General features: G+C 70.2%; 22 protein-coding genes and 4 pseudogenes. 17 read left to right on the top strand and 9 right to left on the bottom strand.

Features of this window, described 5'->3' with window-relative positions:
• Positions 1-525: 525 nt before the first annotated feature.
• Both ACFU8W_RS43545 and ACFU8W_RS43540 read left to right on the top strand, forming a co-directional pair.
• Complete coding sequence (locus ACFU8W_RS43545; RefSeq protein WP_384050181.1) at positions 526-918, top strand: reverse transcriptase N-terminal domain-containing protein; 393 nt, start codon at positions 526-528, stop codon at positions 916-918.
• A 15-nt stretch (positions 919-933) separates the two neighbouring features.
• A complete protein-coding gene (locus ACFU8W_RS43540; protein ID WP_384050178.1) occupies positions 934-1,845 on the top strand; it encodes an IS701 family transposase in 912 nt (303 codons plus the stop codon).
• Positions 1,846-2,297: 452 nt separating this feature from the next.
• Here ACFU8W_RS43540 and ACFU8W_RS43535 read toward each other — a convergent pair whose 3' ends face one another.
• The 3 genes from ACFU8W_RS43535 to ACFU8W_RS43525 all read right to left on the bottom strand — a co-directional run bounded on the left by ACFU8W_RS43535 (position 2,298) and on the right by ACFU8W_RS43525 (position 5,523).
• Positions 2,298-4,082: a glycoside hydrolase family 3 protein gene (locus tag ACFU8W_RS43535; protein ID WP_384050175.1), complete on the bottom strand. Its 1,785-nt coding sequence runs from the start codon at positions 4,080-4,082 to the stop codon at positions 2,298-2,300.
• Positions 4,076-4,816: a tyrosine-protein phosphatase gene (locus ACFU8W_RS43530; protein ID WP_384050172.1), complete on the bottom strand. Its 741-nt coding sequence runs from the start codon at positions 4,814-4,816 to the stop codon at positions 4,076-4,078. The genes ACFU8W_RS43535 and ACFU8W_RS43530 overlap by 7 nt, the downstream gene beginning before the upstream one ends.
• Before the next feature lie 107 nt (positions 4,817-4,923).
• Positions 4,924-5,523, bottom strand: coding sequence for a TetR family transcriptional regulator (locus ACFU8W_RS43525; protein ID WP_384050169.1), 600 nt, complete (start codon positions 5,521-5,523; stop codon positions 4,924-4,926).
• A 246-nt stretch (positions 5,524-5,769) separates the two neighbouring features.
• Here ACFU8W_RS43525 and ACFU8W_RS43520 point away from each other — a divergent pair, with 246 nt between their 5' ends.
• From ACFU8W_RS43520 to ACFU8W_RS43495, 6 genes are all read left to right on the top strand, one after another.
• Complete coding sequence (locus tag ACFU8W_RS43520) at positions 5,770-7,326, top strand: ABC transporter substrate-binding protein (RefSeq protein ID WP_384050166.1); 1,557 nt, start codon at positions 5,770-5,772, stop codon at positions 7,324-7,326.
• Positions 7,323-8,282 carry an ABC transporter permease gene (locus ACFU8W_RS43515; RefSeq protein WP_384050164.1) on the top strand — a complete coding sequence of 320 codons (960 nt, stop codon included), beginning with the start codon at positions 7,323-7,325 and terminating at the stop codon, positions 8,280-8,282. The genes ACFU8W_RS43520 and ACFU8W_RS43515 overlap by 4 nt, the downstream gene beginning before the upstream one ends.
• On the top strand, positions 8,269-9,135 hold the full coding sequence (locus ACFU8W_RS43510) for an ABC transporter permease (RefSeq protein ID WP_384050161.1): 867 nt from the start codon (positions 8,269-8,271) through the stop codon (positions 9,133-9,135). The genes ACFU8W_RS43515 and ACFU8W_RS43510 overlap by 14 nt, the downstream gene beginning before the upstream one ends.
• Entirely contained in the window at positions 9,132-10,127 is a 996-nt protein-coding gene (locus ACFU8W_RS43505) for an ABC transporter ATP-binding protein (protein WP_384050158.1), read from the top strand. The genes ACFU8W_RS43510 and ACFU8W_RS43505 overlap by 4 nt, the downstream gene beginning before the upstream one ends.
• The gene (locus tag ACFU8W_RS43500) at positions 10,124-11,071 is read left to right on the top strand and encodes an ABC transporter ATP-binding protein (protein WP_384050155.1); all 948 of its coding nucleotides are present in this window, start codon (positions 10,124-10,126) and stop codon (positions 11,069-11,071) included. Before ACFU8W_RS43505 ends, ACFU8W_RS43500 begins: the two co-directional genes overlap by 4 nt.
• 106 nt (positions 11,072-11,177) lie before the next feature.
• Positions 11,178-11,462, top strand: a complete 285-nt coding sequence (locus ACFU8W_RS43495) for a transposase (protein WP_384050152.1) — start codon at positions 11,178-11,180, stop codon at positions 11,460-11,462.
• 170 nt (positions 11,463-11,632) lie between these two features.
• On the opposite strand, the gene ACFU8W_RS43490 is transcribed toward ACFU8W_RS43495, so the two are convergent.
• Together ACFU8W_RS43490 and ACFU8W_RS43485 are read right to left on the bottom strand one after the other, a co-directional pair.
• Entirely contained in the window at positions 11,633-11,761 is a 129-nt protein-coding gene (locus tag ACFU8W_RS43490) for a transposase (RefSeq protein ID WP_384050150.1), read from the bottom strand.
• Between the two features lie 893 nt (positions 11,762-12,654).
• Complete coding sequence (locus tag ACFU8W_RS43485) at positions 12,655-12,837, bottom strand: hypothetical protein (protein ID WP_384050147.1); 183 nt, start codon at positions 12,835-12,837, stop codon at positions 12,655-12,657.
• A 60-nt stretch (positions 12,838-12,897) separates the two neighbouring features.
• On the opposite strand from ACFU8W_RS43485, the gene ACFU8W_RS43480 reads away from it, so the two are divergent.
• The 5 genes from ACFU8W_RS43480 to ACFU8W_RS43460 all read left to right on the top strand — a co-directional run bounded on the left by ACFU8W_RS43480 (position 12,898) and on the right by ACFU8W_RS43460 (position 17,659).
• On the top strand, positions 12,898-13,029 hold the full coding sequence (locus tag ACFU8W_RS43480) for a hypothetical protein (RefSeq protein WP_345509923.1): 132 nt from the start codon (positions 12,898-12,900) through the stop codon (positions 13,027-13,029).
• Positions 13,030-13,093: 64 nt separating this feature from the next.
• Positions 13,094-15,436 (top strand): SpoIIE family protein phosphatase, encoded by a 2,343-nt coding sequence (locus ACFU8W_RS43475; protein ID WP_384050144.1) that lies wholly within the window; start codon positions 13,094-13,096, stop codon positions 15,434-15,436.
• Positions 15,437-15,668: 232 nt separating this feature from the next.
• Complete coding sequence (locus tag ACFU8W_RS43470) at positions 15,669-16,652, top strand: hypothetical protein (RefSeq protein WP_384050141.1); 984 nt, start codon at positions 15,669-15,671, stop codon at positions 16,650-16,652.
• 60 nt (positions 16,653-16,712) lie between these two features.
• Positions 16,713-16,961, top strand: coding sequence for a LysR substrate-binding domain-containing protein (locus ACFU8W_RS43465; protein WP_384050138.1), 249 nt, complete (start codon positions 16,713-16,715; stop codon positions 16,959-16,961).
• Positions 16,962-17,365: 404 nt separating this feature from the next.
• Entirely contained in the window at positions 17,366-17,659 is a 294-nt protein-coding gene (locus tag ACFU8W_RS43460; RefSeq protein ID WP_384050134.1) for a hypothetical protein, read from the top strand.
• 501 nt (positions 17,660-18,160) lie between these two features.
• Here ACFU8W_RS43460 and ACFU8W_RS43455 read toward each other — a convergent pair.
• The gene (locus ACFU8W_RS43455) at positions 18,161-18,751 is read right to left on the bottom strand and encodes a TetR/AcrR family transcriptional regulator (RefSeq protein WP_384050131.1); all 591 of its coding nucleotides are present in this window, start codon (positions 18,749-18,751) and stop codon (positions 18,161-18,163) included.
• Between the two features lie 114 nt (positions 18,752-18,865).
• Here ACFU8W_RS43455 and ACFU8W_RS43450 point away from each other — a divergent pair, with 114 nt between their 5' ends.
• The gene (locus ACFU8W_RS43450) at positions 18,866-19,297 is read left to right on the top strand and encodes a tautomerase family protein (RefSeq protein ID WP_384050128.1); all 432 of its coding nucleotides are present in this window, start codon (positions 18,866-18,868) and stop codon (positions 19,295-19,297) included.
• A 49-nt stretch (positions 19,298-19,346) separates the two neighbouring features.
• Here ACFU8W_RS43450 and mobF read toward each other — a convergent pair.
• A pseudogene (mobF, locus tag ACFU8W_RS43445) lies at positions 19,347-20,450 on the bottom strand (MobF family relaxase); the annotation flags it as partial.
• A 252-nt stretch (positions 20,451-20,702) separates the two neighbouring features.
• Positions 20,703-20,918 (bottom strand): helix-turn-helix domain-containing protein, encoded by a 216-nt coding sequence (locus ACFU8W_RS43440; RefSeq protein WP_327259792.1) that lies wholly within the window; start codon positions 20,916-20,918, stop codon positions 20,703-20,705.
• A gap of 143 nt (positions 20,919-21,061) precedes the next feature.
• On the opposite strand from ACFU8W_RS43440, the pseudogene ACFU8W_RS43435 reads away from it, so the two are divergent.
• Positions 21,062-21,428: pseudogene (locus tag ACFU8W_RS43435) on the top strand (single-stranded DNA-binding protein); the annotation flags it as partial.
• Positions 21,429-21,659: 231 nt separating this feature from the next.
• On the opposite strand, the pseudogene ACFU8W_RS43430 reads toward ACFU8W_RS43435, so the two are convergent.
• Positions 21,660-22,385 (bottom strand): annotated as a pseudogene (locus tag ACFU8W_RS43430) (transposase); the annotation flags it as partial.
• A 154-nt stretch (positions 22,386-22,539) separates the two neighbouring features.
• On the opposite strand from ACFU8W_RS43430, the gene ACFU8W_RS43425 reads away from it, so the two are divergent.
• Complete coding sequence (locus tag ACFU8W_RS43425; protein WP_384050123.1) at positions 22,540-23,223, top strand: GNAT family N-acetyltransferase; 684 nt, start codon at positions 22,540-22,542, stop codon at positions 23,221-23,223.
• A 162-nt stretch (positions 23,224-23,385) separates the two neighbouring features.
• A pseudogene (locus ACFU8W_RS43420) lies at positions 23,386-23,609 on the top strand (DNA-directed RNA polymerase subunit alpha); the annotation flags it as partial.

Genomic DNA, 23,609 nt, shown 5'->3' with positions numbered 1-23,609 from the left:
GAAGAAGCCCAAGGACTCCCGTTCCATCCGGGGGTCACAGGCAAGGGGAAGACCGGACGGGTGAAGCTCACTGAACCCTCAACGATGCTCCGTGATGGCAAGCCTCGCAGATGGGTAGCAACAGCGGGGTGCAGGGCTGGCCGCTGAGAAGCGGCGGGTGCCGGTCGAAGACACCGAGTCGGCCGGGAGGACACCACCGCCCCGGGGTAATGAGGGCACCCACCCCGGTCGCATCTCACACGTGTGGAACGCGACAACCCCGTTGGGGTCCAGACCTGTTGGTCTGGTCAGCCGACCGTAAGGGAGGCCCAGCTCCCCAGCGGGTGCAGGACGGCCCAGGAAGCCAATGCCGGCCGCCGAAAGGCAACAGGAAACCGGGACATGCATCGGCACCTCCGCCGAGTCCCGCATAACTGGCCGGATACGGGTGCATGCCCGGACCCGAAAGGGTGCTGACGTGGGCCGGGTGAGCCTGTGAAGAACGCTGTCGGACAGGAACCGGAACCGAAGGGCAAGTTAGGCACCGTGACGGTCATACCCGCTGCCGATCCGGCCGCGACCAGCACCGGCCCGGTGAACGGACCGGAGGACGCTCCACCCGACTGGGAGGCCATCGACTGGCAGGCCCAGGAGGAGTCAGTACGGCGACTGCGGCAGAGAATCTTCACGGCATCGCAGGCAGGGGACCTGAAAAAGGTCCGCAACTTGCAGAAACTGATGCTCCGCTCCCGCGCTAACACGCTGCTCAGCGTGCGGCGGGTCACGGAGATCAACGCAGGACGCCAGACGGCCGGGATCGACGGTCAGGTTGTCCTGACCGCCTCGGGCAAGGCGGAACTGGCCCACCGGGTCCAGCACCGGATCAGCCCAGGCACGGCCCGGCCCGTCAACGCGGCCTGCCGCACTGCACGCCTGTGAGTCTTCAGGGCTTGCTTGAGCCGAGCTGCGGGGAAAGCCCGCACGGCCGGTTCTGAGGGGGGACCGTCGCAGCAATGCGACGGTCCTACCCGACTCTTCGCCGCCTACGCCACCACCCGCGGCCACACCCTGGTCGACCGCGAGCTCTACCTGCCCAAGTCCTGGACCGAGGGCCGCGAACGCTGCCGGGCCGCCCGTGTCCCCGACGACCGCGTCTTCGCCACCAAGGGCGAACTGGCGAGGGCCATAATCCTGCGGGCCCTCACCTCACCCCTGCCCATCGGATGGGTCACCGCGGACTCCGCCTACGGCCAGGACTCCCACTTCCGCCGCTTCCTCGAAGGCCATCAGCTTTCCTACGTCGTGGCCGTGCCCAAGTCCCAGCAGGTCCACGGCCCGCGCATCGACTTTCTCATCGGCCAGGCCCCGCCCGAAGCCTGGCAGCGGCTGTCCGCGGGCCCCGGCGCGAAGGGCGAGCGTTTCTACGACTGGGCCGCAGCCCGCCTGCCGGACGTGTGGGAGCTCGACGGCGACGAGCCCACCCGGCAGCGCTGGATGCTGGCCCGCCGCAGCATCGCCAAGCCCGACGAGATCGCCTACTACCTCGCCAGCGCACCCCTGGAAGCCACCGTCGCCGACCTCGTACGCATCGCCGGCTGCCGCTGGAAGGTCGAGGAATGCTTCCAGAGCGCGAAGAACGAATGCGGCCTGGACCAGTACGAAGTCCGCCGCTACGTGGGCTGGTACCGGCACATCACCCTCGCCATGCTCGCGCACGCTTTCCTCGCCGTCCTGGCCGCCCAGGAACGACAAAAGGGGAAACCGAGCGGGACACACCCGACCTCGTGGACCTCACACCGGCCGAGATTCGACGTCTGCCGGCAGTTGGACCCCACCACCGTGCTCCAGACCGCGACCACGCGATGACGTGGTCCCACTGGCGTCGCCGCCACCACCAAGCACGCGCCCGCCGCTGCCACTACAAGCACCGCGGCCACACGTTCGTGGGACGGCCCGGCAAAGACCGCCCCACCCCCATTCCAGCCCGTTACACTCTCCACGCCCAAGCCGTTGACCAGCGCTAATGAAGAAGTCCGGCTGGAGTACTAGCCCGGAGCACCTTCGGTGACTCCCGGCGCTGACGCTCGCTCGACCCACGCCCGGCACTGTCCCTGATGGGATGTCAGGCAGAATTTGCTGCTCCGGTGGGCCCCTGGGTGCGCGAGGGCCCGGTGAATGTGGTGGGTTGGGCTGGTGCGACGTGTCTCTGGCAAGGCGGAATTGCGCCGTCGGTCGGCCTCGCGGCCGACCGCGGGATGGAAAGCCCAGCCCCGCTGCGGGTGGCGCCGAAGCGGTGCCACCCGCAGCGGGGGCGTGGCTCACCGGGCTGTCGGGTGGCCGCAGCGGAACAGTGGGGCGTGGGTGTCGAAGGGCACGTCCTCGCGGGCGGCCTCGACGGCGGCCATGGAGGAGGGGAGGTCGAACGGGAGGGATCCGGGTATCGCCGCCTTCCCGAGGGCCGCGTCGAGTACGAGGTCGTCGTCGGCGCCGAACTCGCCGATGAGGAGGGCCGCGTGGTCGGCGAGCGGGGTAAGGACGGCGGGGCGGTCGAGGTGGACGGCGAAGCAGGTGGGCACAGTGGCGGCGAGGGAGCGCAGACGCTCCGACTCCTCCTGCGGGAATTCCAGGGAGCCGGCATGGAAGAACTGCTCCATGAAGCCCTCCCGCTTCTCGTACGGTGCGGTGATCCGGACAATTGCGGCGTCCGCGTCCTCGACCCGCTCCACGACGGTGCCGTAGCGGGCGGCGACGGCGGGATCGATTCCCTCTGTGTACAGCCGCTGCCCGGCGACCGGCTGCCCGGCGAGGTGGACCAGTGACCGCTGCTGGACCCGGCGGCCGAGTTCTACGCCGGCCGGAGCGCCGACTCGTTCGGCGGCAGCGTCGGGGTCGACGTACGGGTCGTCGAAGAGGCCGAGGCGGAACTTGTCACGCAGAATGCGGCGGGCCGACTCGTCGATACGTGCCTCGCTGAACGCGCCGGAGCGGACGGCGGTCAGGATCAGTGCGGGGTCGGTCTCGCCGCCGAGCTGGTCGGCGCCTGCGTCCAGGGTCAGCACGACCTGCTCGGCCACCGGCAGCTCCTCGACGCCCCAGTTGCGCGGCGGCAGGGTGGTGATGCCGGGGATCTCGGTGCCGGTGATGGCGTTGAAGTCGGTGCAGACGACCCCGTCGAAGCCGTACCGGCCGCGCAGCAGGCCGGTGATGACGTCCCGGTTGAAGTTGGCGCCGACCTCGGACAGACCGGTCCCCGAGGGGATCGCGTACGCGGGCATGATCTGCGCCGTGCCGGCCTCGAAGGCGGCCTCGAAGGGGCGCAGGTGGTGCTCGAACGCGCCGCCGGGGTAGACGAGTCGACGGCCGGCGGCGAAGTGTGACTCTTCGCCACGTGCCTGGGGGCCGCCGCCGGGGAAGTGCTTGGTCATACAGGCGATGCTGTCCGGTCCGATCCGCTCCCCCTGGAGTCCTCGGATGTAGGCGGCGATCATCCGGGAGGCGCGATCGGCGTCCTCACCGAAGGTGCCGCTGATACGGGGCCATCGCGGTTCGGTGGCGAGGTCGGCCATCGGGTGAAGGGCGACCCGAATACCGACGGCGCGCAGTTCCCGGCCGATCAGGGCAGCGTACTCCTCGACGAGTGAGGGGTCGTCGGTCGCGGCGAGGCCGATCGGGTCGGGGCCCGCGCTGAAGCCGCCGCCGATGTGCGCGGTGGCGGGGTTGGAGGTGAAGCCGTGCCGGGGGTCGGAGGAGAGGGTGACAGGGATGCCGAGGCGTTCGGCTGCGGCGAGATCCTGGACGTGGTTGTTCCACTCGGCCATCGTGCGGGCGTCGGGGACGGCCATCATGGCGAAGGAGGTGAGGCCCCGTTCGGTGATCAGGTCGGCGCCGGACGGGACCGTGACACCGGGCAGGGCCGGACGGGCGTTCCCGGCGTGCATCCGCCCGTGGCACATCAGGGCGGCCTTCTCGGCGAGGGTCATCCGGGGCACCAGGTCCTCGACACGTTCCTCGACCGGCAGCCGGGGGTCCTCGTAGGGCTCCATGGTGCCGTTGTGGTTGAGGTCGCGGAAAGGTGTGCCGTCGTGGTGGCGCAGCGTCAGCATGCGAGGGCCTCCTTGGAGGTCTTGGAGCGGAAGGCGGCCAGGGTGTCTGCGGTGGTCCCGCAGGCGGTGAGGAAGGCGGCGGCGCCGCCGTGACGGGTACGCATGAGGTCGAGGAAGACGGTCATCGCCTCGGCGGGAGCCGCCAGCAGTGGAGCGGGGACGGCGTCACGGGTGGCGGGGTCGTTGAGAGCGGCGGGGTGACGCTCGGCAAGGTTGGCCCGGATCTGCGGCAGGGCCTCGCCGGTGCGGGCGTAGTCGGCGGCGATCGCTTCGGCAGGCACGCCGAGCAGGTCGAGCAGCAGTGCGGTGACCAGGCCGGTGCGGTCCTTGCCGGCGGCGCAGTGCAGCAGGACACCGCCGGGGCGCGCGGCGGCCTCGACCGCTGCGGTGACGGCAGCGGGCGACTGTTCGGCCAGCAGGAGGTAGAAGGAGCCGAGATCTGCGGCGGTGGTCATGGTCTGCAGAGCCGCCGCGATGGTGTCGGTGGTGGGAGCCATCCGGGCGGCTATGACTGTGATCCCCGCAGCCTCGGCGGCGGCCCAGTCGGCGGGCTCGCACTCGGCGATGCCCCGCAGGTCGACGACGGTGCGGATGCCGTGGTCGTCCAGCTGGGTGAGCGTGGCGTGGTTGGCGTGGGGGGAGGGCTGGGCGGAGCGGTAGAGCAGGCCCGGACGGATCCGCATGCCCTCGGGGTCGGCACCGAGGATGGGGTCGCGGAAATTGATCAGGGACATAAAGGGCCTTTCTGGAGGATCTGAAATGTGTGAGGGAAGGGGGTAGTGCGAGAGGGCGGTGCGAGAGACAATGAACGGTTGCGCAGCCCGGCAGCGGCCCGGGCCGGTCAGTGGCCGGAGCTCAGGACTTCCCGGTATGCCTCGCTCCAGGCGGTCGGCAGCGCGGTCTCGGAGTCGGTCAACAGGTGGCGCCGGATCATTCCGGTGAGCATCGCGCCGAGCGCCAGGGGGCGCAGGTCCGTGTGCGGGTCGACGCCGAGTCGCTCGCCGGCGATGGCCGCAGCCTGCTGTCCGAAGTCGTCGATCAGGATCAGGGCGTAGTCGCGGACGGAGCGGATCTCCAGGAAGCGACGACGCAGCCGACGGCGGCGGGTGGTGTGATCGGCAGGCTCCTCCAGGCGGCCGTCGGCGATGGTCACGGCATGGCCGAACGCATCCCAAAGGCCCAGATCGGCGGGTGCCTTGGCGAAGGCGTCGAGGATGCCCTGACCGAAGTCGTAGCCGAAGAGCAGGGCCTCTTTGGTGGCGTAATAGCGGAAGAAGGTGCGATGGGCGACGTCGGCCCCGCGGCAGATCTGGTCGACCGTGGTGCGTTCGAAGCCCTGCTCCTCGAAGAGGTCCAACGCCGCCGTGCGGATGGTCTCGCGGGTGCGTGCCTTCTTGCGGTCGCGCATTCCCGGCTCCGCCAGGGGGCCCGTCTTCTGCATCGGTCTGCCGCTCCTCACCGTGTGCCCGTCGCCGGGCGGTTGTCGTGACGATGGGTCGTATGCCGCCACGAGCAGTACCGAACCACGCCCGGCAAGGCCCGCTCAAGGCGCGCGCCAAGTCTTCGGCAGCCGGTCACGGGAAATTTGCACAACTGCCTTTTGGCAGTACTGCCAGTTCCGGAATGGTGTGGGCGTCGGCAGCCTGTCTGCCGTCCTCCCCCTGTGATCCGAGGAACCAGAGGAACCATGAAGCGGCACAAGTACGTTCTGGCAGCGACGACCTGCGCGCTCGCCGTAACCCTGACCGCCGGTGCCTGCACGGCATCCGACGACGCGGTATCCGGCGGTGGAACCGCCAAGGCCGCTGCGGCCGACGGCCCGGCGGTCGACGGCGGAACCCTCAAGGTCGGTCTGGACCGGCCGTTCACCAAGCTCGACCCGGCCGACGGCACGCTGACCTCGATGCCGATGATGGTCCTGGCCAACGCCCTGTACGACCCGCTGATGGTCAACGGCGACAACGGCGTGGTGCAGCCCTACCTGGCCAAGTCGTTCACCCCGAACTCGGACGCCACCGGCTGGACCCTTCAGCTGCGCGAGGGCGTGAAGTTCAGCGACGGGAAGCCACTGGACGCCCAAGCGGTCGTCGACCACGTGAAGCGTCTCGCCAAGCCGGAGAGCAAGTGCTCCTGCGCGGCCGACGCGGCGACCATCGGCGCGCTGAAGGCGAACGGTCCCACCACCGTCGACTTCACCCTCAAGGCGCCCAACGCCGCCTTCCCCGGCCTCTTCACCCGCTCGCTCGGCTACATCTCCGAGACCCCCAACGCTGAGGGAGCGGCGGTCGGATCCGGCCCGTACACCGTGGAGAGCGTCCAGCCGGGCGTCTCGGTCACCGTGGCGCGCAACCCCGCCTACTGGGGGGCCAAGGGCCACGCCGACAAGATTGTCTACCAGGTGCTGCCGGACTCCGACAGCCGCTACCAGTCACTGCGCTCCGGCGACGCCGACCTGATCTGGACCGAGACCCCCGCCCAGTTCAAGCAGGCCGCCGGCGACGGCCTGCGCACCGCCACCGGGCCCGGCGCCACCTCCACCGTCCTGTTCAACACCAAGGCTGCACCCTTCGACGACCCCCGTGTGCGCCAGGCGCTCCAATACGCCGTCGACCGCGAGGCCGTGGAGAAGGTTGTCTTCCTCGACCAGGGAACGGTCGCCGACGGCCCGATCGGCTCCCGCTCCCCGTACCACGCCGCGAACACCTACCCGGCCCACGACCCGGCGAAGGCCCGCGCCCTGCTCGCAGAGGCCGGCCACCCGGACCTCTCCTTCGACTACCTGGTCGACAACCGCCCCGAGGCCCAGCAGCGAGCCACCGTGCTCCAGCAGATGTTCGCGGAGGCCGGGGTGAAGATGACCATCAAGCCAATGGACGCCGCGAGCCTGGGCACCGCGATGTTTCAGCGCAAGTTTCAGGTGATGGATTTCGTCACGAGCATGTTCGGCGACACCGACTCCGCGCTGAACAGCCTCTACACCGCCCGCTCTCCCTACAACTTCACCGGCTACAGCAAGCCGGAGGCCGAGCAGGCGATCGCGGCCGGACGCGCCGAGCTGGATGCCGCCAAGCGCGGCGCCGCCTACAACGAGGCCGCCAAGGCGATCGTCGCGGATGCCCCGATGCTCTTCCTCACCGAGAGTCCGGCCGGTTTCCTCGCTTCCGCCAAGGTCGGCGGACTGCCCGACCTGTCCAGGCGGACCGTCATCAACGTCTCCCCGGCCGGCCTGTGGGTGAAGAAGTGACGTCCCGGATTCTCGGCGCCGCCGGGCGGCTCGGCCGCGCGGTCGCCGTCCTGCTGCTGGTCACCCTCGCCGCGCTCACCCTTCCGCACCTGATGCCCGGATCCCCTGCTGTCGCCGCGCTCGGGCCCACCGCCACCCCCGAGCAGATCACCGCGTACGAGGCGAAGCTGGGGCTTAACGAGAACGTCCTCGCCGCCACCTGGCGCTGGCTCGGCGACGCCCTGCACGGCAACCTGGGGCACTCGCTGAGCACCGGCGTCCCGGTCACCACCGAGCTGGCCGACCGGATCCCGGTCACGCTCGAACTCTTCGTCGCCGCCCAGCTGGTGGCGCTCTGCCTGGCCCTGCCGGTGGCCCTGCTCTCGGCCTGGCGGCCCGGCGGTTCGGTGGACCGGATCGCCACCGCGGGGGCGTTCGTCTGGCTCGCAATACCCGGCTTCGTATTCGGCCTGTTGCTGATCTGGATCGCCGCCGTCCAGCTGCGGATCCTGCCCGCCACCGGCTGGACGCCGTTCACCGAGGACCCGGCGGAAAACCTGAGGCATCTGGTGCTGCCCGCGCTCACCCTCGGCCTCACCGAGGCCGCCGTCTTCACCCGCACCCTGCGCGGCCAACTGCTCGACACCCTCGACCAGACGTACGTCGCCGCCGCCCGCAGCCGCGGCATGGGCACCGCACGGCTGCTGCTGCGGCGCGCCCTTCGGCCGTCCTCGCTGCCGTTGGTCACCCTGATCGGGATCGGCATCGGGACGTCGCTCGGCGGCTCGGTGCTGGTGGAGACGCTGTTCGGGGTGCCAGGTGTCGGAAGTCTCGCTGCGGGCTCCATCAACGCCCGCGACTTCCCCGTCATCCAGGCCGTCACGGTGGTCAGCGCTGCCGCCGTCGTCGCCGCCACCCTCGCGGTGGACCTGCTGTACCGCAAGCTCGACCCGAGGATCGCTCATGACCACCGCTGACACCACCCTGGCGAAGCCCGCCCGCACCGCCCGTCCGGCCCGGTGGCGGCCCCCGGCGGGCGTCCTCGCCGCAAGCGCCTGGCTCGGCGTGGTCGCACTCGCCGCGCTGTTGCTGCCCCTGTTGCCCGGATTCGACCCTCTGCACGGAGATTTCACCGCCCCCTCCGCCCCGCCCGGCCCGGACCACTGGCTGGGCACCGACGCCTCCGGCCGCGACGTCCTCCAGCGCACCGTCGCCGGCGCCCGTGCCTCCTTCGCGGTCGCCGCGCTGACCATCGCCGTCGGCCTCATCGGGGGCGGCGCACTCGGCCTCGCCGCCGGCTGGTTCCGCGGCCCGGTCGACAAGGCCATCGGCTTCGCCACCGACCTGCTGATGTCCGTACCCACGCTGATCCTGGTGATGATCGTGGTGTCCCTGCGCGGCCCCAGCCTGCCTGTGATCGGTGCCCTGATCGGCCTGTTCACCGTTCCGCACTTCACCCGCGTGGTCCGGGCGGTCGTTCTCGCGCTCAGCGAGCGCGGCTTCGTGCAGGCCGCCCGCATGATCGGCACCGCCCCGCTGCGCATCCTGTGCCGCGAGATCGTCCCGCACGTCGCACCGGCCTCACTCACCTTCGCCTTCACCGCAACCACGGTCGCCATCGTCGCCGAGGGATCGCTCAGCTTCCTCGGCTTCGGGCTGCGCCCGCCGGAACCGTCCTGGGGCGGCGTCATCGCCGAGGGCCGTACCACCCTCGGCAGCGCGCCCTGGATCTCACTCGCTCCAGCCGCCGTGCTCTGCCTGACCGTCCTCGCCCTCAACTACCTCGGCGAACACCTGCGTTCGCCCGCACCGAAGGGAGTACGCGCATGACCGCCCCGGTGCTGGACGTCCGCTCGCTCGACACCACCCTGGACACCCCCGACGGCCGGTCGTTGCACATCCTGCACGGCATCAACCTCACCATCGACGCCAGCGAATGTCTCGGCGTGGTCGGCGAGTCGGGCTCCGGCAAGTCCGTCCTCGCCCGCACCGTCCTAGGCGTCCACCCCCGCACCACCCGGGTCGCCACCACCGGGCAGGTTCTGTTCCAGGGCGAGGAACTGCTCGCCGCCACTCCCGACCGACGCGCCGAACTCCTCGGCACCGGCGTCGCGATGGTCCACCAGGACCCGATGACCTCGCTCAACCCCGTCATCCGGATCGCCGACCAGATCACCGAGTCGATCACCAACCGGCGCCGGCTCTCACGCCGCGCCCGCCGCGAGAGGGCCACCGAACTCCTCGCAGCCGTCGACGTCCCCGACCCGGCCCGGCGGGCCCGCGCCTACCCGCATGAGCTTTCCGGCGGGCTGCGCCAGCGCGCTGGCATCGCCGCAGCCCTGGCCGGTTCCCCCGCCCTGCTGCTCGCCGACGAACCCACCACCGCCCTCGACGTCACCGTCCAGCGCACCGTCCTCGACCTGCTCGACCGCCATCGTGAGACCCGCGGCCTGGCCACCCTGTTGATCACCCACGACATCGGCCTGCTTTACGGCCGGGCCCGGCGGATCGCGGTCATGTACGGCGGCCGGATCGTCGAGACCGGCCCCACCGAGGTGGTCACCGAACGCCCCGCCCACCCGTACACCGCCGCGCTACTGCGCTCCGTTCCGCGCGTCACCGGACCACTGAGGCGCACTCTGCCGGCCATCCCCGGCTCGCCGCCGGACCTCTCCCAGCCAGCCGCGGGCTGTCCGTTCGCGCCGCGCTGCGAACGCGCCCAGGCCGTCTGCACCGTGGCGCCGGCCGCCGTCCACCTGGCCGGTCCCGGGCACACAGCCAGCTGCCACTTCCCCCTGACCATATCGGAGAACGCCGCATGACCGCCGTCCTGCACGCCACCGGACTCTCCGTGGTCCACCGCACCCGGTCCGGGCCCCTGCACGCCGTCAGCGAGGTCGACCTGACCCTGCGCGAGCGCCGCACCCTCGCCCTGGTCGGTGAGTCCGGCTCAGGCAAGAGCAGCATTGCCAAGGCCCTGCTGCGGCTGCCCCCGCCCAGTGCCGGCACCGTCACCCTCGACGGCACCGACCTCGCCACCCTCACGCCGCGCGCCCTGCGCGCGCTGCGTCCCCGAATGCAGATGGTCTTCCAGGACCCGCTCTCCTCACTCAACCCACGCCGCCGGGTCAGCGACCTGGTTGCCGAACCACTTGACGCCCACCCGGATCCGGCGCGCGACCGCGCGGTCGTCGTCGCACGACAGCTGGATGCGGTGGGCCTCCCGTCCGACCTGTTCGGCGACCGCCGCCCCGGCCAGCTCTCCGGCGGCCAGGCCCAGCGGGTCGCCATCGCCCGGGCGCTCGCCGCCGAACCCCGCGTACTGATCGCCGACGAAGCGGTCTCCGCACTGGACGTCTCCGCCCAGGCCACCGTGCTCAACCTGCTCCGACGGCTCACCGAGGAACGCGGCCTGGCAAGCCTGTTCATCTCGCACGACCTCGGCGTGGTGCGGGCGGTCAGCGACGACGTCGCCGTGCTGCAGCTCGGCCGGCTCTGTGAACAGGGCCCAACGGAGGAGGTGCTCGCCGCCCCCGCCCACCCCTACACCGCCGCCCTGCTCGCCGCCGTCCCCGAACCCGGCCGCCCCCTCGGCGACACCGGCCTGCTCCCCGCCGACCCGCCGTCCCCGCTGGCCCCGCCCTCCGGCTGCCGCTTCCGAACTCGCTGCCCACTCGCCGATGCCCGCTGCTCAGCAGAGACACCCGTGATGCATGAGGTCGCCCCGGGCCGCACAGCCGCGTGCCACCGGCCGTTGATCCCCTGAGCAGCGCATGAGCGGTGGGCTCGCCCGTTCGACATGGCCATCACCGGTACGGGCAGCCCATGCGCTCACACGTCCTTGACGCAGCGCAAGCCGGTGTGGCCGCTGGATGCTGCAGCGCGCCATCGATGCCGGCATCCCGTTCGCGTGGGTCACCGTGGACAAGGCGTACGGGAAGGTCAAGCACACACGGTTCTGGCTGGAGGAACGCGGCGTCGCCTACGTCCTGGCCACCAAGGTCAACGACACCGTGATCCCCGCCCAGGGCGGGGAGTCCCGTGTCGACGCCCTCGTCGCGGTGCAGCCCCACCAGCGGTGGAAGCGACTGTCGGGCGGCGCTGGCGCCCACGGCGAGCGGATGCGCACATACGTCATGTCCGCCACCCACCGCTGATCGGGGCGTGAGGCGGTGAAGTCACGGTCGACCAGGTCCGGCGGGGGCGGCGCCGACGGCTCCGGCACGGTGGACGGCCGCCGCTGCCCGCGGATGACGCCCTCCAGGCCCGGCTCGGCGGCCGTGAGCCGACCGTCGCGCTCGCCGTGGTCAGCCTCGGCCTGGCGGACTCAGCCGCGCAGGGCCTCCTTGCGGATGCCGAGGTCCTTCGCAATGTGGGCGATCGGGCGGCCGATGCTGCGGACCTCACGAACCGCGCGCCCGCGGAGCTCGTCCGGGTATTTACGGGGTGCTGCCATGGTGCTGGTGGCGGTGGTTCTCCTTCGCCAGGAAAGTAAACCCCGGCATCAGGGACTCCACAAATCCCAGTACAGCTCACTTTCAGAACGCCGATAGTCGAGTTACCCAAGGCCCGCCTTCATTCGATTGACTCAGAAACCGACGGCACCGCCCTGCCTACCGAATTCACCGCATAGGATCAAAACGAGATCACCGAGTGGCCGCCAATACACCACTCCCCTGGACGTGACCGAGTCGGCGGGGGGCGTCTCCTCGATCATCACGCTGAACTTGATCCGCAGGTCGGCTGGGGTTTCAGCGCCAGTGTCCATGCCGACCCTGCCTTCGAAGAGGGTCCCCGCGGGGAAGTCGGCCGAGGCGGTCTGCGCCTGGGCCTGCACGGCCTGGGGCTCGGCGGCCTGGGCCGGCTGCGCCGCCCAGGACCGCACCCGCGGCGGTCGTCCCGGAGTATCCGAGCAGGGTTCGTCTGGACATGCTGGACATGGTTCCCCTCCCATTCACCGGCCCTGCAGGCGCCTCCCGGGGCCGTCGCAAGATCGTACACATGATCGACAACTGTGCGTGGCCGAATGACGTCGTCCGGTGAAGGCCGCAGGCTCCCATCTCTGACCCCGGGTGCACGCCCGCCGCGGCGCGGTCGGCGGCTGGCTCGCCTGGTGCCACGAGGCGGGCCTGCAGCCGCCCCGCATCCCGGCTTGGTGCAAGCGGATGCCTGACCCCGGCTCCGACACCCCAGTGCGTTCCAAGACCGCCATCGACCGCCTCATCTCCCGCCGCGACGTCGACCCGCGCGAGAAGGCCCTGTTCTCGTATAGCTACGGCCAAGTGGCGTCTGGGCCCGTTCGCCCTGGTCAGTAGCCGACCGGAGCAGCCGTGCCTCATTGGGGTGTGCTCAGCGGCCGGCCAAGGCGCCGATCAGCTTGCGGGCTGCCGCCTTCGTCAGCCGTTTCGCGGCCGTGGTGGTCCGTTCCCTGGAGGCGCGCGGCTTGATGTCGGTGCCCGTGACGACCTTGCCGAACTCGGCGTCGAACCGCTCCTTGCCTACCTTCTCCACGAGGCTGGCGAGGTACTTCAACTGCGCGGGTGTGGCGGCTCCTTCTTCGCCTTCGCGGCTCGCTCGCGGTGGGGGCCGTAGATGATCGAGATCGCCACAGCCCGCCGCAACAAGATCACCGCCCACCTCCGCGAAACCGGCCTCGGCGCCCGCGCGGACCTCGCCTTCGTCGGCCTGGACGACGACCCCGACGGCCCGGTCACGCTTCCTTGATCGCGCCCACACCCATGCCGAGTAGCCTGTGGAGTAGCAATCTCTGCTCGCTGCGAGGCCCCCCGTGACGACGCCCAGTGCACGAGAGCCGCTCCTTGGCACTCCATTCAGCCTGGCGACCATGGCCACCGCCGTGCTGGATCAGCGGGGCATCGTCATCGGCTGGAACACCGCGGCCGAGAAGTTCTACGGGCACACCGCCGCCGACGCCCTTGGAAAGCCGGCCCGCAAGTTCTTCGTCCCCATCGACGGACGCCCGCTCTTCGACCCGGACTTCCCAGCCGATTCCTGGGGCGAGACACGGACGATGCGGGGACGCGGCGGCAGCCTCGTACGCACGGTGCTGTACGTATTGCAGCTGGGACCCAAGGGGGCCAACGCCGCCTGGGCCATCATCTCCATCGCCGCCGACCAGATGGAGCGATGGGCCACCGACCAGGCCATACTGGCCGGGCTGTTCACCCAGGCACCGATCGCACTGACCGTGTACGGCCCGGACAGCCGCGTGAACTGGGTCAACAACGCCTTGGAGGGCCAGACCGGGCTCGCTCTCCACGAATGGGCTGGCCGGTACATCCAGGACATCTTGCCGGAAGGCGAGATCATCTCCCCGGAGCTGCGGGGCCGCCGGCTCGAATCGGTGATCGAGCAGGTCTTCCGCACTGGCGAGCCCGTCGTCGACCTGCACTACCGAAGCCCCACACCGGCCGGCCCCACCCATCAAAGAGTCTGGTCCTGCTCTTACTTCCGCCTGCAGGACGCCGAAGGCCACTGCCTGGGCGTCTGCGAATCGGCGTTCACCATCACCGAGCGCTACGAGACCCAGCGGCGCCTGACTCTGCTGAGTCGCTCCAGCAGCATCGGAGGAACGCTGGACGTGACCCGGACATCCGAAGAACTCGTCGCCGTCGTCGTCCCCGACTTCGCGGACGCAGCATGGGTCGACCTGGCGGAGCCCGTGCTCACTGGCGAGGAGCCCGCCCCCTGGCACGCCTCACAGCAACTGCGCCGGGTCACCCAAGGGAACACCGCAGGCCAGGCAGCGGCAACACCCCCGCTCGTGAACCTCCCCGCCGGCGACCAGCAACTCGTCCTGCCCCTCAAGGCCGGAGGTGCAACGCTCGGCTTGGTCACCCTGCTGCGCAGTCCTTCCAGGGCCCCCTTCAACGACGCCGACCGCGCCCTGGCCGCGGAACTGGTCGCCCACACCGCTGTGTGCCTCGACAATGCACGGCGCTACGCCCACGAGCACGCAACCGCCCTGCTGCTGCAACACAGTCTGCTCCCGCAGGAGCCGCCAGAGCCGACCGCCGTGGAAACCGCCCACTACTACGCCCCCACTGCAGGTCCCACAGGTGTCGGCGGCGACTGGTACGACGTGATCCCTCTGTCCGGCGCCCGCGTCGGGCTCGCCGTGGGAGACGTGGTGGGTCACGGACTGCACGCCGCGGTGACGATGGGGCGGCTGCGGACCACCGTACGAGCCCTGGCCGCTCTCGACCTCGCACCCGACGAGCTCCTCACCCGCCTCGACGACCTGATCGGGCAGGCAGGCATGGGAATCCACCCAGCCGGAGAGAGCAGTGCGGACCAGGCAGTGTGCGCCAGATGCCTGTACGCCGTGTACGACCCCGTTTCAAGACGATGCAGTGTGGCCAGCGCCGGCCATCTGCCCCCCGTCCTCGCCGCACCCGACGAGCCCGCCATACCACTCGACATCCCGGTCGGCCCCCCGCTGGGTATCGGCGGCCTGCCGTTCGAATGCGCAGAGTTCGACATCGCCGAGAACAGCATGCTGGCCCTGTTCACCGACGGACTGGTGGCGGACACACAACACGACTTCGACGCCGGAGTGGCCGGCCTGTGCCGGATCCTGTCTCGGTACCCGGAGCTCTCCCCGGCCGATGTGCGAGACCGGATCGTCGAGTCCAAGATCCCGGCTGACGCGCAGGACGACGTCGCGCTCCTTCTGGTCCGGGTCCATTCCCTGGCCGACGACAACATGGCAAGCTGGCGGATCGACCCGGACCCGGCCCAAGTGGCCAGAGCGCGCGCATCCGCAATGGTCCAGCTGGCCCGCTGGGACCTCAGCGCCGTGAGCTTCGTCGTCGAACTGATCGTCAGCGAGCTTGTCACCAACGCGATCCGGTACGGTAGTCCGCCGGTGCATCTGCGCCTCCTGCGCGACCAGGACCGCGCGCTGATCTGCGAGGTATCGGACGGCAGCCACACCTCCCCGCACCTTCAACGTGCACGCCTGGACGAGGAGGGCGGCCGCGGGCTGTTCCTGGTCGCCCAGCTCACCGACCAGTGGGGAACCCGCTATACGCGCGAGGGAAAGACGATCTGGACCGAGGTTCCGATCCGCCTGGGCGACGTCGCCGGCGGCGACGCACTCAGCGCCTGAATGACAGCGGCCGAGCGGTCATCGGCATGCGCCCAGCAACGCTCTTGGCCACCGCCCATACATGCACGCCCTTCGCACGGTTGGCCGCCGGTCGGCCGCCCGGAGACCTCTCGCCGGGCTTCCGGTACGTCCGCCGGAGTTGTACGGGCAATCGGTGAGGACGGCGTTCACGCTCTCGTCCGGGAGGGGCTTCAGCACGGTGAGGGCGTCGCCTCGGTGCAGCGTGTACCTCGTGCGCGGGGCCTCTTTCAGGGCGCGACGGTACTGGGCCCGCTTCGAACGGCACTCCAACAACGGCCGCGGCGAGGACGACGTGCTGCCCACCCTCGCCGCAGCCTGGATCGCCCACCAGCGCAGCGTCAACGCGCAGAAGACCTACGGCCGCGGCTTCCGCATCTTCGAGGAGTTCGCCCGGGAGTACGGCGTCCACCCGATGGCCGTGACCTTCCCGCTCGCCGACACCTTCCGCCTCCACCTGGAGACCGCGCCCACCTGGCAGCGGGTCAAGGGCGAGGCACGCGGCGAGATGGCCCGCACGGGCATGCCGTACTCGGACGCCTCCCGCGCGAACGCCCTGTCGTCGGCCAGCTCGTTCTTCGCGTACATGGAGCTGGCGTTTTACTCCAGTGAGGGCTGGGAGTCTTGGGGACTATCTGGGAAGCCGACGACCCCCGAGGGGATGGCGTTCCTCATCGACGATGACCTTCTGTTCGAGGACGGCCGAGGGGGAGTGCGCGCAACGGCGGTGGCCAATGAGTGGTTGCGGCTACGGCCGACGGAGAACTGTCCGGCGCTGTCGTCGTGGGGCACGTACGCGCGGATCCTGCGGGACTGGATCGTGGCGGCCCAGCTGAACGGGGTCGAGGTCTTCGATACGCGAGGCCGGCTGAAGGCTTTGCTGAGCACGTACGCGGTCGCCGAAGAATTCGTACGCCGGCTGAAGGCGCTACAGGAAGCGGGCACACTCCCTGACCCCCGAGATGCCCAGGTCGCCCGCTTGAAGGCCGAGAGCAACACCCTCCGCAATCGTCTCGCCCGCCAGAGCGCGACGATCGAGGAGCTGACCTCGTTCAAGACCCTTGCGCTTTCCCGCATCGCCGCCCAGCACGAGGAGATCACCCGGGTGCGCAGCTCTCAGCCCAATCCCGATACGCCCCCCGTGGTTTGGCTTACGCCCGTTCCCGGCCGTAGCCACACCATCGGCTCCTGCAGCTGACGCACACGCGAAGGTCGCGCGGGCGAAGGTTGTTGGAGGAGAGACCCGGAGAAGCAGCAGGTGGGGTCAGTCCCAGACCAGGTTGAGGGAGCGTACGAGATCCTTGCTCTCGTCGCGGCAGGCGACGTGGTGTGCACGGTCCCCGACGAGGGACGGCGCTACAACGCGCAGCCCGACGTCGCCTTCCTTCCCCTCCACGATGCCCCGCCCGTCCAGTGGGCCCTGATCTGGCGCACCGACAGCGCGACCCCACTGGTGCGCGCACTCGCCGAGGCGGCGACGGACTGCGGGGACGCAACGGAGCGATAGATACGGGATGTGACGGCGTCGGTGCTGTCGTCCGTGACACCACCCCGCCACCACCCACAAGCCAAGGCAAGCGCGACCAGCGACCCCTGCGGCGTCATCGCCTGCTGCACGTCCACCAGGCAGGCAATCAACCCGAACAGCACCGCCTCCCAAGCCAAGAACGCCTCCGGCTGAAACTGCAGCTGATGGCACTCCGATTCGGTCCGTCATCCCGAAGGGTGAAGCCCAGCAACCTTGCGGAGGGACACGAACGCCTGCTTCGGCGGGACACAGAGTGCCGCGCTGACCCGGCTCAAAGCCACGCGTCCAGCACGGGACACATCCACTGCGCAAACAAGCAGGGCATCGAGGGGATCGTCGGCAAGCGGGCTGAGGCCGGGTATCCGGGAGGACGCCGGGGGTGGGTGAAGGTCCGTCATGCAGACACCGTCGATGCCCGGGTCGTCGGCTACACCGGTTCCCGGCGGCGGCCACACAACCTTGCCGTGGTTCCGGCCGGGGAGGAGGGGCCGAGGCTGTCGGCGCGGATCGACCCGGCCCTCGCTGCACGGATCGGTGCCGCACTCGCCGACGCCCGCATACTGGGGCTGGCCATGACCGCCGACGAGTCCTACACCCAGCTGGACACCGACCTCGTCGTCGAGATCCTGGCGGGTGCGGGCCGCCACAACACCCTCGTGGTCACCCGAATGCGATGACCGGGACGCGCCGCTCAGGATGCGCTGCGCCTTTTCACAGCGGGTGTGCGGCACCTGTCGCTCCCCGGGCCCGACCCGGACAGCATCAGCGTCACCCAGCTTCACCGGGCCGTGCCTGGCGGCGACTTCTCCATCGCTCAGCTCGCGCGCACGCTGAAATACCACCACGGCCCACGTCATCTGCCTGCTGGCCCAGCACCCTGTCGACTGGAGCCCGCCCCGGTTTCGACGTACGCAGCACGTCGCCAGCCGCCTGGAACTGTGGCGCACCTGGTATGAACAGGACCACCTCTCGCTCCAGGACATCGCCGAACGTGAAGGAACCAGCCTCGCCACCGTGCGTCTGGCGTTTCTCAAGAACGGGGTCCGGTTGCGCTCGTCTGGTTCCTACCTGGGGCGCCCGAGGAGAAAGTGACGGCGCCGCATGACTCGGTCAGTCTCGAGTAGGGCCCCTGGGTGCGGCGTGAGGCCCTTCCGATGGCCGCGTTTTCGGGCGGTGCGTCAGGCTGTGCGGTTGAGTGCATGCGTCAGTACCTCTTCGAGTTGTCTCGCGACGCGGTCCAGGGGTTCTGTGCTGCGCTTGGCACGGCACATGGCCACGGTGCCTTCGACGCCCGCGACGACGAGCGTCGCGACTTGGGCGGCGCGGTCGGGTTCGACGCCGTGCTCCTTAAGTGAGGCGGCGAGCAGGTCCTCCCACTGGTCGAATGCTTCGGCGGCGGCCGCGAGGACGGGTGGAACCTCGTCTGCCGGGGGTTCTTCAATGGCTACGGCGAGGACGGTGCAGCCTGCGCGGAAGTCGGTGCCGACGACGGTCTCGCGCCAGAGGGCGAGCAGGGCGCGCAGCCCCGCGACCGGGCCGGCCTTCAGCTCCCTGCGCAGGTTCCGGGCGATCATCTCCCCCGCGTAGCGGACGGCTTCGGTGGTGAGCTGCTGCTTGCCGCCGGGGAAGTAGTGGTAGGTGGAGCCGAGCGGCGCTTTGGCGTGCTTGGCCGTCTCGCGGATGCTCGTGGCGTTCAGGCCGCGCCGTCGGATCATGTCGGCCGCTCCGGCCACGATCCGTTCGCGTGCCTGCGGGGCGCCCTCGGTCACGGCATGCCCTCCTCGGGGAGACACCCTTGGCTATATCGACTGTCATAGTCTAGCGTGACCTGCGATTATGACACTCGTTATAGTCGAGTGTCGTGAGTGAGTGAGGAAACCGCCGTGCCCTTGATCCGACTGACCGTGTCGTCCGGCTCCCTGACCGAGGAAGGCCGCGCTGAGATCCGGCAGGAACTCGCCGGTGCGGCCCTGCGCTGGGAGGGCTTTCCCGATACGGCCTTCTTCCGCAGCCTGTCGTGGGTCTACCTGACCGAGCTGCCCGAGGGCGTCCAGGGGACCGCCGGCGATGACGCACCCCGGTTCCTCGTGGAGGTGACCGTGCCCCAGGCGACTTCGCCCGTCCCCGACAAGTCCGGCCTGATCCAGGACATCACGCAGGTCATGCTGAAGGCCGCGGGCCTGGACCGGCACGCTGCCTCTCGGGTGTGGGTGCTGGTGCACGAGCAACCCGAGGGTTCATGGGGCGCCGGAGGTGCCGTCGTCCGCCACGCCGACCTGACCGCGCTCGCGGACGCGCAGCGCGCGGCCTCGTAATCCCCCTCGCGATGCGTCCCAGGGCACAGCCTCAGGGCGCGTATCGAGCCGCGGGCGCCGAGGGCCGCGGTCGAGACAGGGACCGTCTGGGCAGAGCGGCCCGCGCGGTCAGGGCGCCTGCGGCGAGGCGGGCCCGCTCGTACGGGGGCGCGGACTGGTTTCGGGTCAGCGGGCGCAGCACGGCCTGGTCCTCGATCTCGCGCGGGTACAGCGCGCGCAGGTCGGCGGTCATCATCCGGCGGCCGACGGGGCGGGTGTAGTCGTCGGCAACGGTCTGCACGATCGTCTCGTCCAGGCCGGGTTGGTGGGGTCGGCCGCGAAGGGCGTAGGAGAGGTGGCGGCGGGCTTCGGCGAGCAGGTGCCGGTACTGGAACGCGCCGCGCATCACGTACACCACGGCGACGGTGTCGACGGCGGCCAGGGCGACGTCGACAACCGGCCGGACCCGCGCCCACACCGCTGCGGCTGCCGCCCGCGCCCGCTCCGCCAGCCGGTAGACGATGCAGGCGCCGAACGCCCGGATCGCCGAGGCCCGCCATCGCTCGCGCAGTTCGGACAGCGACCGCGCCACCTTGCGCTTCGGCGGGCGCGTCCGGTCGGCGGCCTACCGGTCCAGCGCGTAGGCGGCCCGCTCCCCCGGCGGGTGCCCCTGCCTCTCTTCGTAGCCGGCCACGAGGGCGGGCAGCGCGTCCGCGATCTGTTGACGGCGGGTCGACTGCCAGCCGATCAGCCGCTGGTCTATCCCGGCGATCTCCATGACCGGGCGCTTGCCGGGCGTCACCTCGCGCGGCTCCCACGCCCACCCGAGCCGGGCAGAGACCTCCTCCATGAAGTAGAGGGTGTAAAGGGTGCCGGCCGCCACGATGTTGTCGAGGATGTCGGCGGTGGATACGTTCCCCCACTTCCCGTCCGGCCGCCGGGCCTTGATCGAAACAACGGCGTGGTCATGGAGCAGCGGCTTCCCGGCTCTCGACTCGTAGTGCCGGAAGACCGCGATGATCAGCCCGTCCTTCACCGGGGCGCGATGCTTTCCGCCGCTCCCCCAGCGGATCTGCGCGACCGACTCCTCCATCCGCGCCAGCGTCTTGTCCCGGGCGACCCTCATCACCTCGTGGTTCGACGACGCAGGCCTGCCTGCGGACCGCAACGCCATCAGGGCACTCCTGCCCGGCCCGCGGCCGCCACAGCAGGGGCAGCGCGGACATCAGCCACCGGGGCCAGGCAGGAATACCGCCCAACTCGAATGACGCCCCCCACCAGCTGGCGCCTCCGCCTGGACCGCGGCCCGTCGCGAGGCCTACGCCAACGAGGCGCCTCGGCGCGAGCGCCGAGCGGCACCAGGAACTCGCCGACGCCGTCCGGGCCCTGCGCAGGACATGGCGGCCGAGGCCGCGTCGGGGAACGGTCAGGCGCCGGTCTTCTTGCGCGTCTCGCCGCCGCGGGAGCGGAAGGTCACCCCGGCGTCGGCGAGGAGGCGGTGTACGCCGCCGTAGGAGCGGTTCGTGGCTTCGGCGATGGAACGAACGGAGTCACCGTTTTCGTACCTCTTCCGCAATTCCGTGGCGACCTGGTCGCGGGCCGGGCCCGCCATCAGTTTGCGGGCCGGTGTCTTCCTGGACATCAGCAAATTCCCTCCCACAAGGCAGCAGATACCGCCATGATCGCCTGCAGTGGACGGCTGCGGCCACCGATTCGGCCGAAATGTCACTGCCCGCCGGTACGGTGGGCTCATCCACGGTGCGGCAGGTCGAAGGGACGGTAGTCATGGCGGGCGAGACGCTGGTGACGGTGGTGGGCAACCTGACCGCCGACCCCGAACTGCGGTACACCAACTCGGGTATCCCCGTTGTCGGGTTCACGATCGCGTCCACCCCCCGCACCTTCGACCGCGAGCGCAGCGAGTTCGTCGACGGGGAACCTCTGTTCCTGCGCTGTTCGCTCTGGCGCCAGGCCGCCGAGAATGCAGCCCAGTCGCTGCAGCGTGGGATGCGCGTCATCGTCAACGGCAGGCTCAAGCAACGCACCTTCGACGACAAGGAGGGCCAGCGCCGCACCGTCGTCGAGGTCGACGCCGAGGAGGTCGCGGCCTCCCTCACCTACGCGACGGCAGCCGTCACCAAGGTCACCCGCAGTGCCGGCGACGCCCCGCCCCGCCAGGGACAGGCCCCTGCTGCGGAGTCCCGCCCCGCCGGGCAGGCGCAGGCCCCCGCCGGTGGCGAGCCGCACCCGTTCTAAAGTCCAGCGGCACCTGGCACGGTCCGCGCCCGTGGACCAGATCATGAGCAGGAGAAGATCACGGCGGCACCGCCGCCCCGCCCCCGTCGCTGAAATGGTCCCCGTGCAGCAGCCGTTTTCGATGGACGACCTGAAGCACGTACGCCTCGCCGCGTGGCAGGCGGGCAACCCGTTCTTCGAGCAGGTCCTGGTCGACGAGTCGTACTCCCGCACCCTGCTCTGCGGGCGCAGGCTGCTCTTGATCGGCCAGCAGGGGGGCGGCGGCTTTGGCCTCAAGCTCGGCGATCTCGGCTTCGACTCGCTCTTCCTTGTCGATCAGCCGGCCGTAGCTCATCGCCTTGCGCTTGGAGGCGTTGGCCTCCAGCTTGGTACCGTCCAGGGCGACGCGACCCATCTTGCCCATGCCGAGCCTCTGTGCGCGGTGCAGCGACCGCGTGAACAGGTCGGCGAGCGCGTCCAGGTGACGACGGCGAAACCGGGCGATCGAGCGGTAGTCGGGGGCCTGGCCGGCGGCGAGGTATCGGAACGCGACGTCGTCGGCGCACCTGCGCTCGATCGCCCGCGAGGAGCGCACCCCGGTGGTGTAGCCGTATATCAGCAGCCGCAGCATCAGCCGCGGATCGTAGGACGGGTAGCCGCGCTTGTCGGTGTAGTCCGCCAGGACTGCTCCCAGGTCCAGCACCTCGTCGACGAGGTCGGCAACGAACCGGGCCAGGTGCTCCTGGGGCAGCCAGTCGTCCGGCGACGGGGGCAGCAGCAGGACCTGGTGCGGGTCGAACGCCCTGAACGTCTTGTCCACCGCCGCCCCACCGCCTTGCGACTGCCTCTTTTCAACCAGCTCGATCTCGAACAGCCCATCCCCACCACGCATACCGGTATCATCGGGCATGAATGATCATGAAATGCAGGGGGTCTGTTGCTGGGATACGCTCCCGCCAGGATCAGCCCGACCTGTGATCGGCGGAAAAGGCTGGCGACCGGCCTGATGACCGGGTAGGAAGGGCGCCATGAGCACTTCCGCGCGCCTGCCTGCCTCCCGGAACCCCGCCGACCGGCGGGTCTTCGTCCGCACCACGCTCGACCTGGGCGATGTGCTGCTGCACCCGTGGGGCCGGGAGGCCGCCGAGCCGGAGACGATGCTGGACGGCTTGATCGCCGCCGCGACGGATCCGTTGATCGCCCTCTGGAACCCTCTCGCGACAGCTGACCGCAGCGACGCCTTGGTATGGCTGGAGTCTCGCGACGGAGGCTGGGACCGTGGTGCCAGCGCCTCCTTCGCCGTGCTGACCGCCACCGACGGCGCTTTGCTGGGCAGCGTCACCCTGCGCTGGGTCGACCGTGCGGACGGCCTGGCGATGATCGGCTACTGGACGTTGCCGGCTGCCCGCGGACGGGGTGTGGCCACCCGGGCAACGAGGGCGGTCACCAGCTGGGCCTTCCGGATGGCCGATGCCCGCCGGATCGAGATCGCCCACGCAGTCGGCAACGAGGCCTCCTGCCGGGTGGCCCACCGTTGCGGCTACCTCCCCGAAGGAACCCTGCGCGACTCACACCGCTTCGGCGATGGGGCATACCACGACGAGCACCTGCACGCCCGCCTGGCCACCGACCCGGACCCGACCGATCCCACGGGGGAGCCGACGGTGTACGGCAACCCGACCACCGGACAGGCAAGCGACACGTCACGGTAGCTGGGCGAAGTCCTCGCCGCAGAACAACTGCCGGCCTGCTCGTTACTGACCCACGCTCCTGGCGGCGTCGGGCGGTGCGGCCTCGTGTGAGGTCGTATTGCCGATACTGTGTGGTGTCTACGGCGTCAAATAGCGGGCGCCGAAATCTGGAGGCACCGCCCCATGCTGATCGCTCAGCGTCCCGCGTTGACCGAAGAGGTCGTCGACGAGTTCCGCTCCCGGTTCGTGATCGAGCCGCTGGAGCCGGGCTTCGGCTACACCCTCGGCAACTCCCTGCGCCGTACGCTCCTGTCCTCGATCCCCGGCGCTGCTGTCACCAGCATCCGGATCGACGGTGTCCTGCACGAGTTCACCACCGTGCCGGGCGTCAAGGAGGACGTCACCGA

It is taken from the genome of Streptomyces sp. NPDC057565, from assembly GCF_042801455.1.
GTDB lineage: Bacteria > Actinomycetota > Actinomycetes > Streptomycetales > Streptomycetaceae > Streptomyces > Streptomyces yanii.
This window is presented reverse-complemented; position numbering and strand designations above follow the sequence as displayed.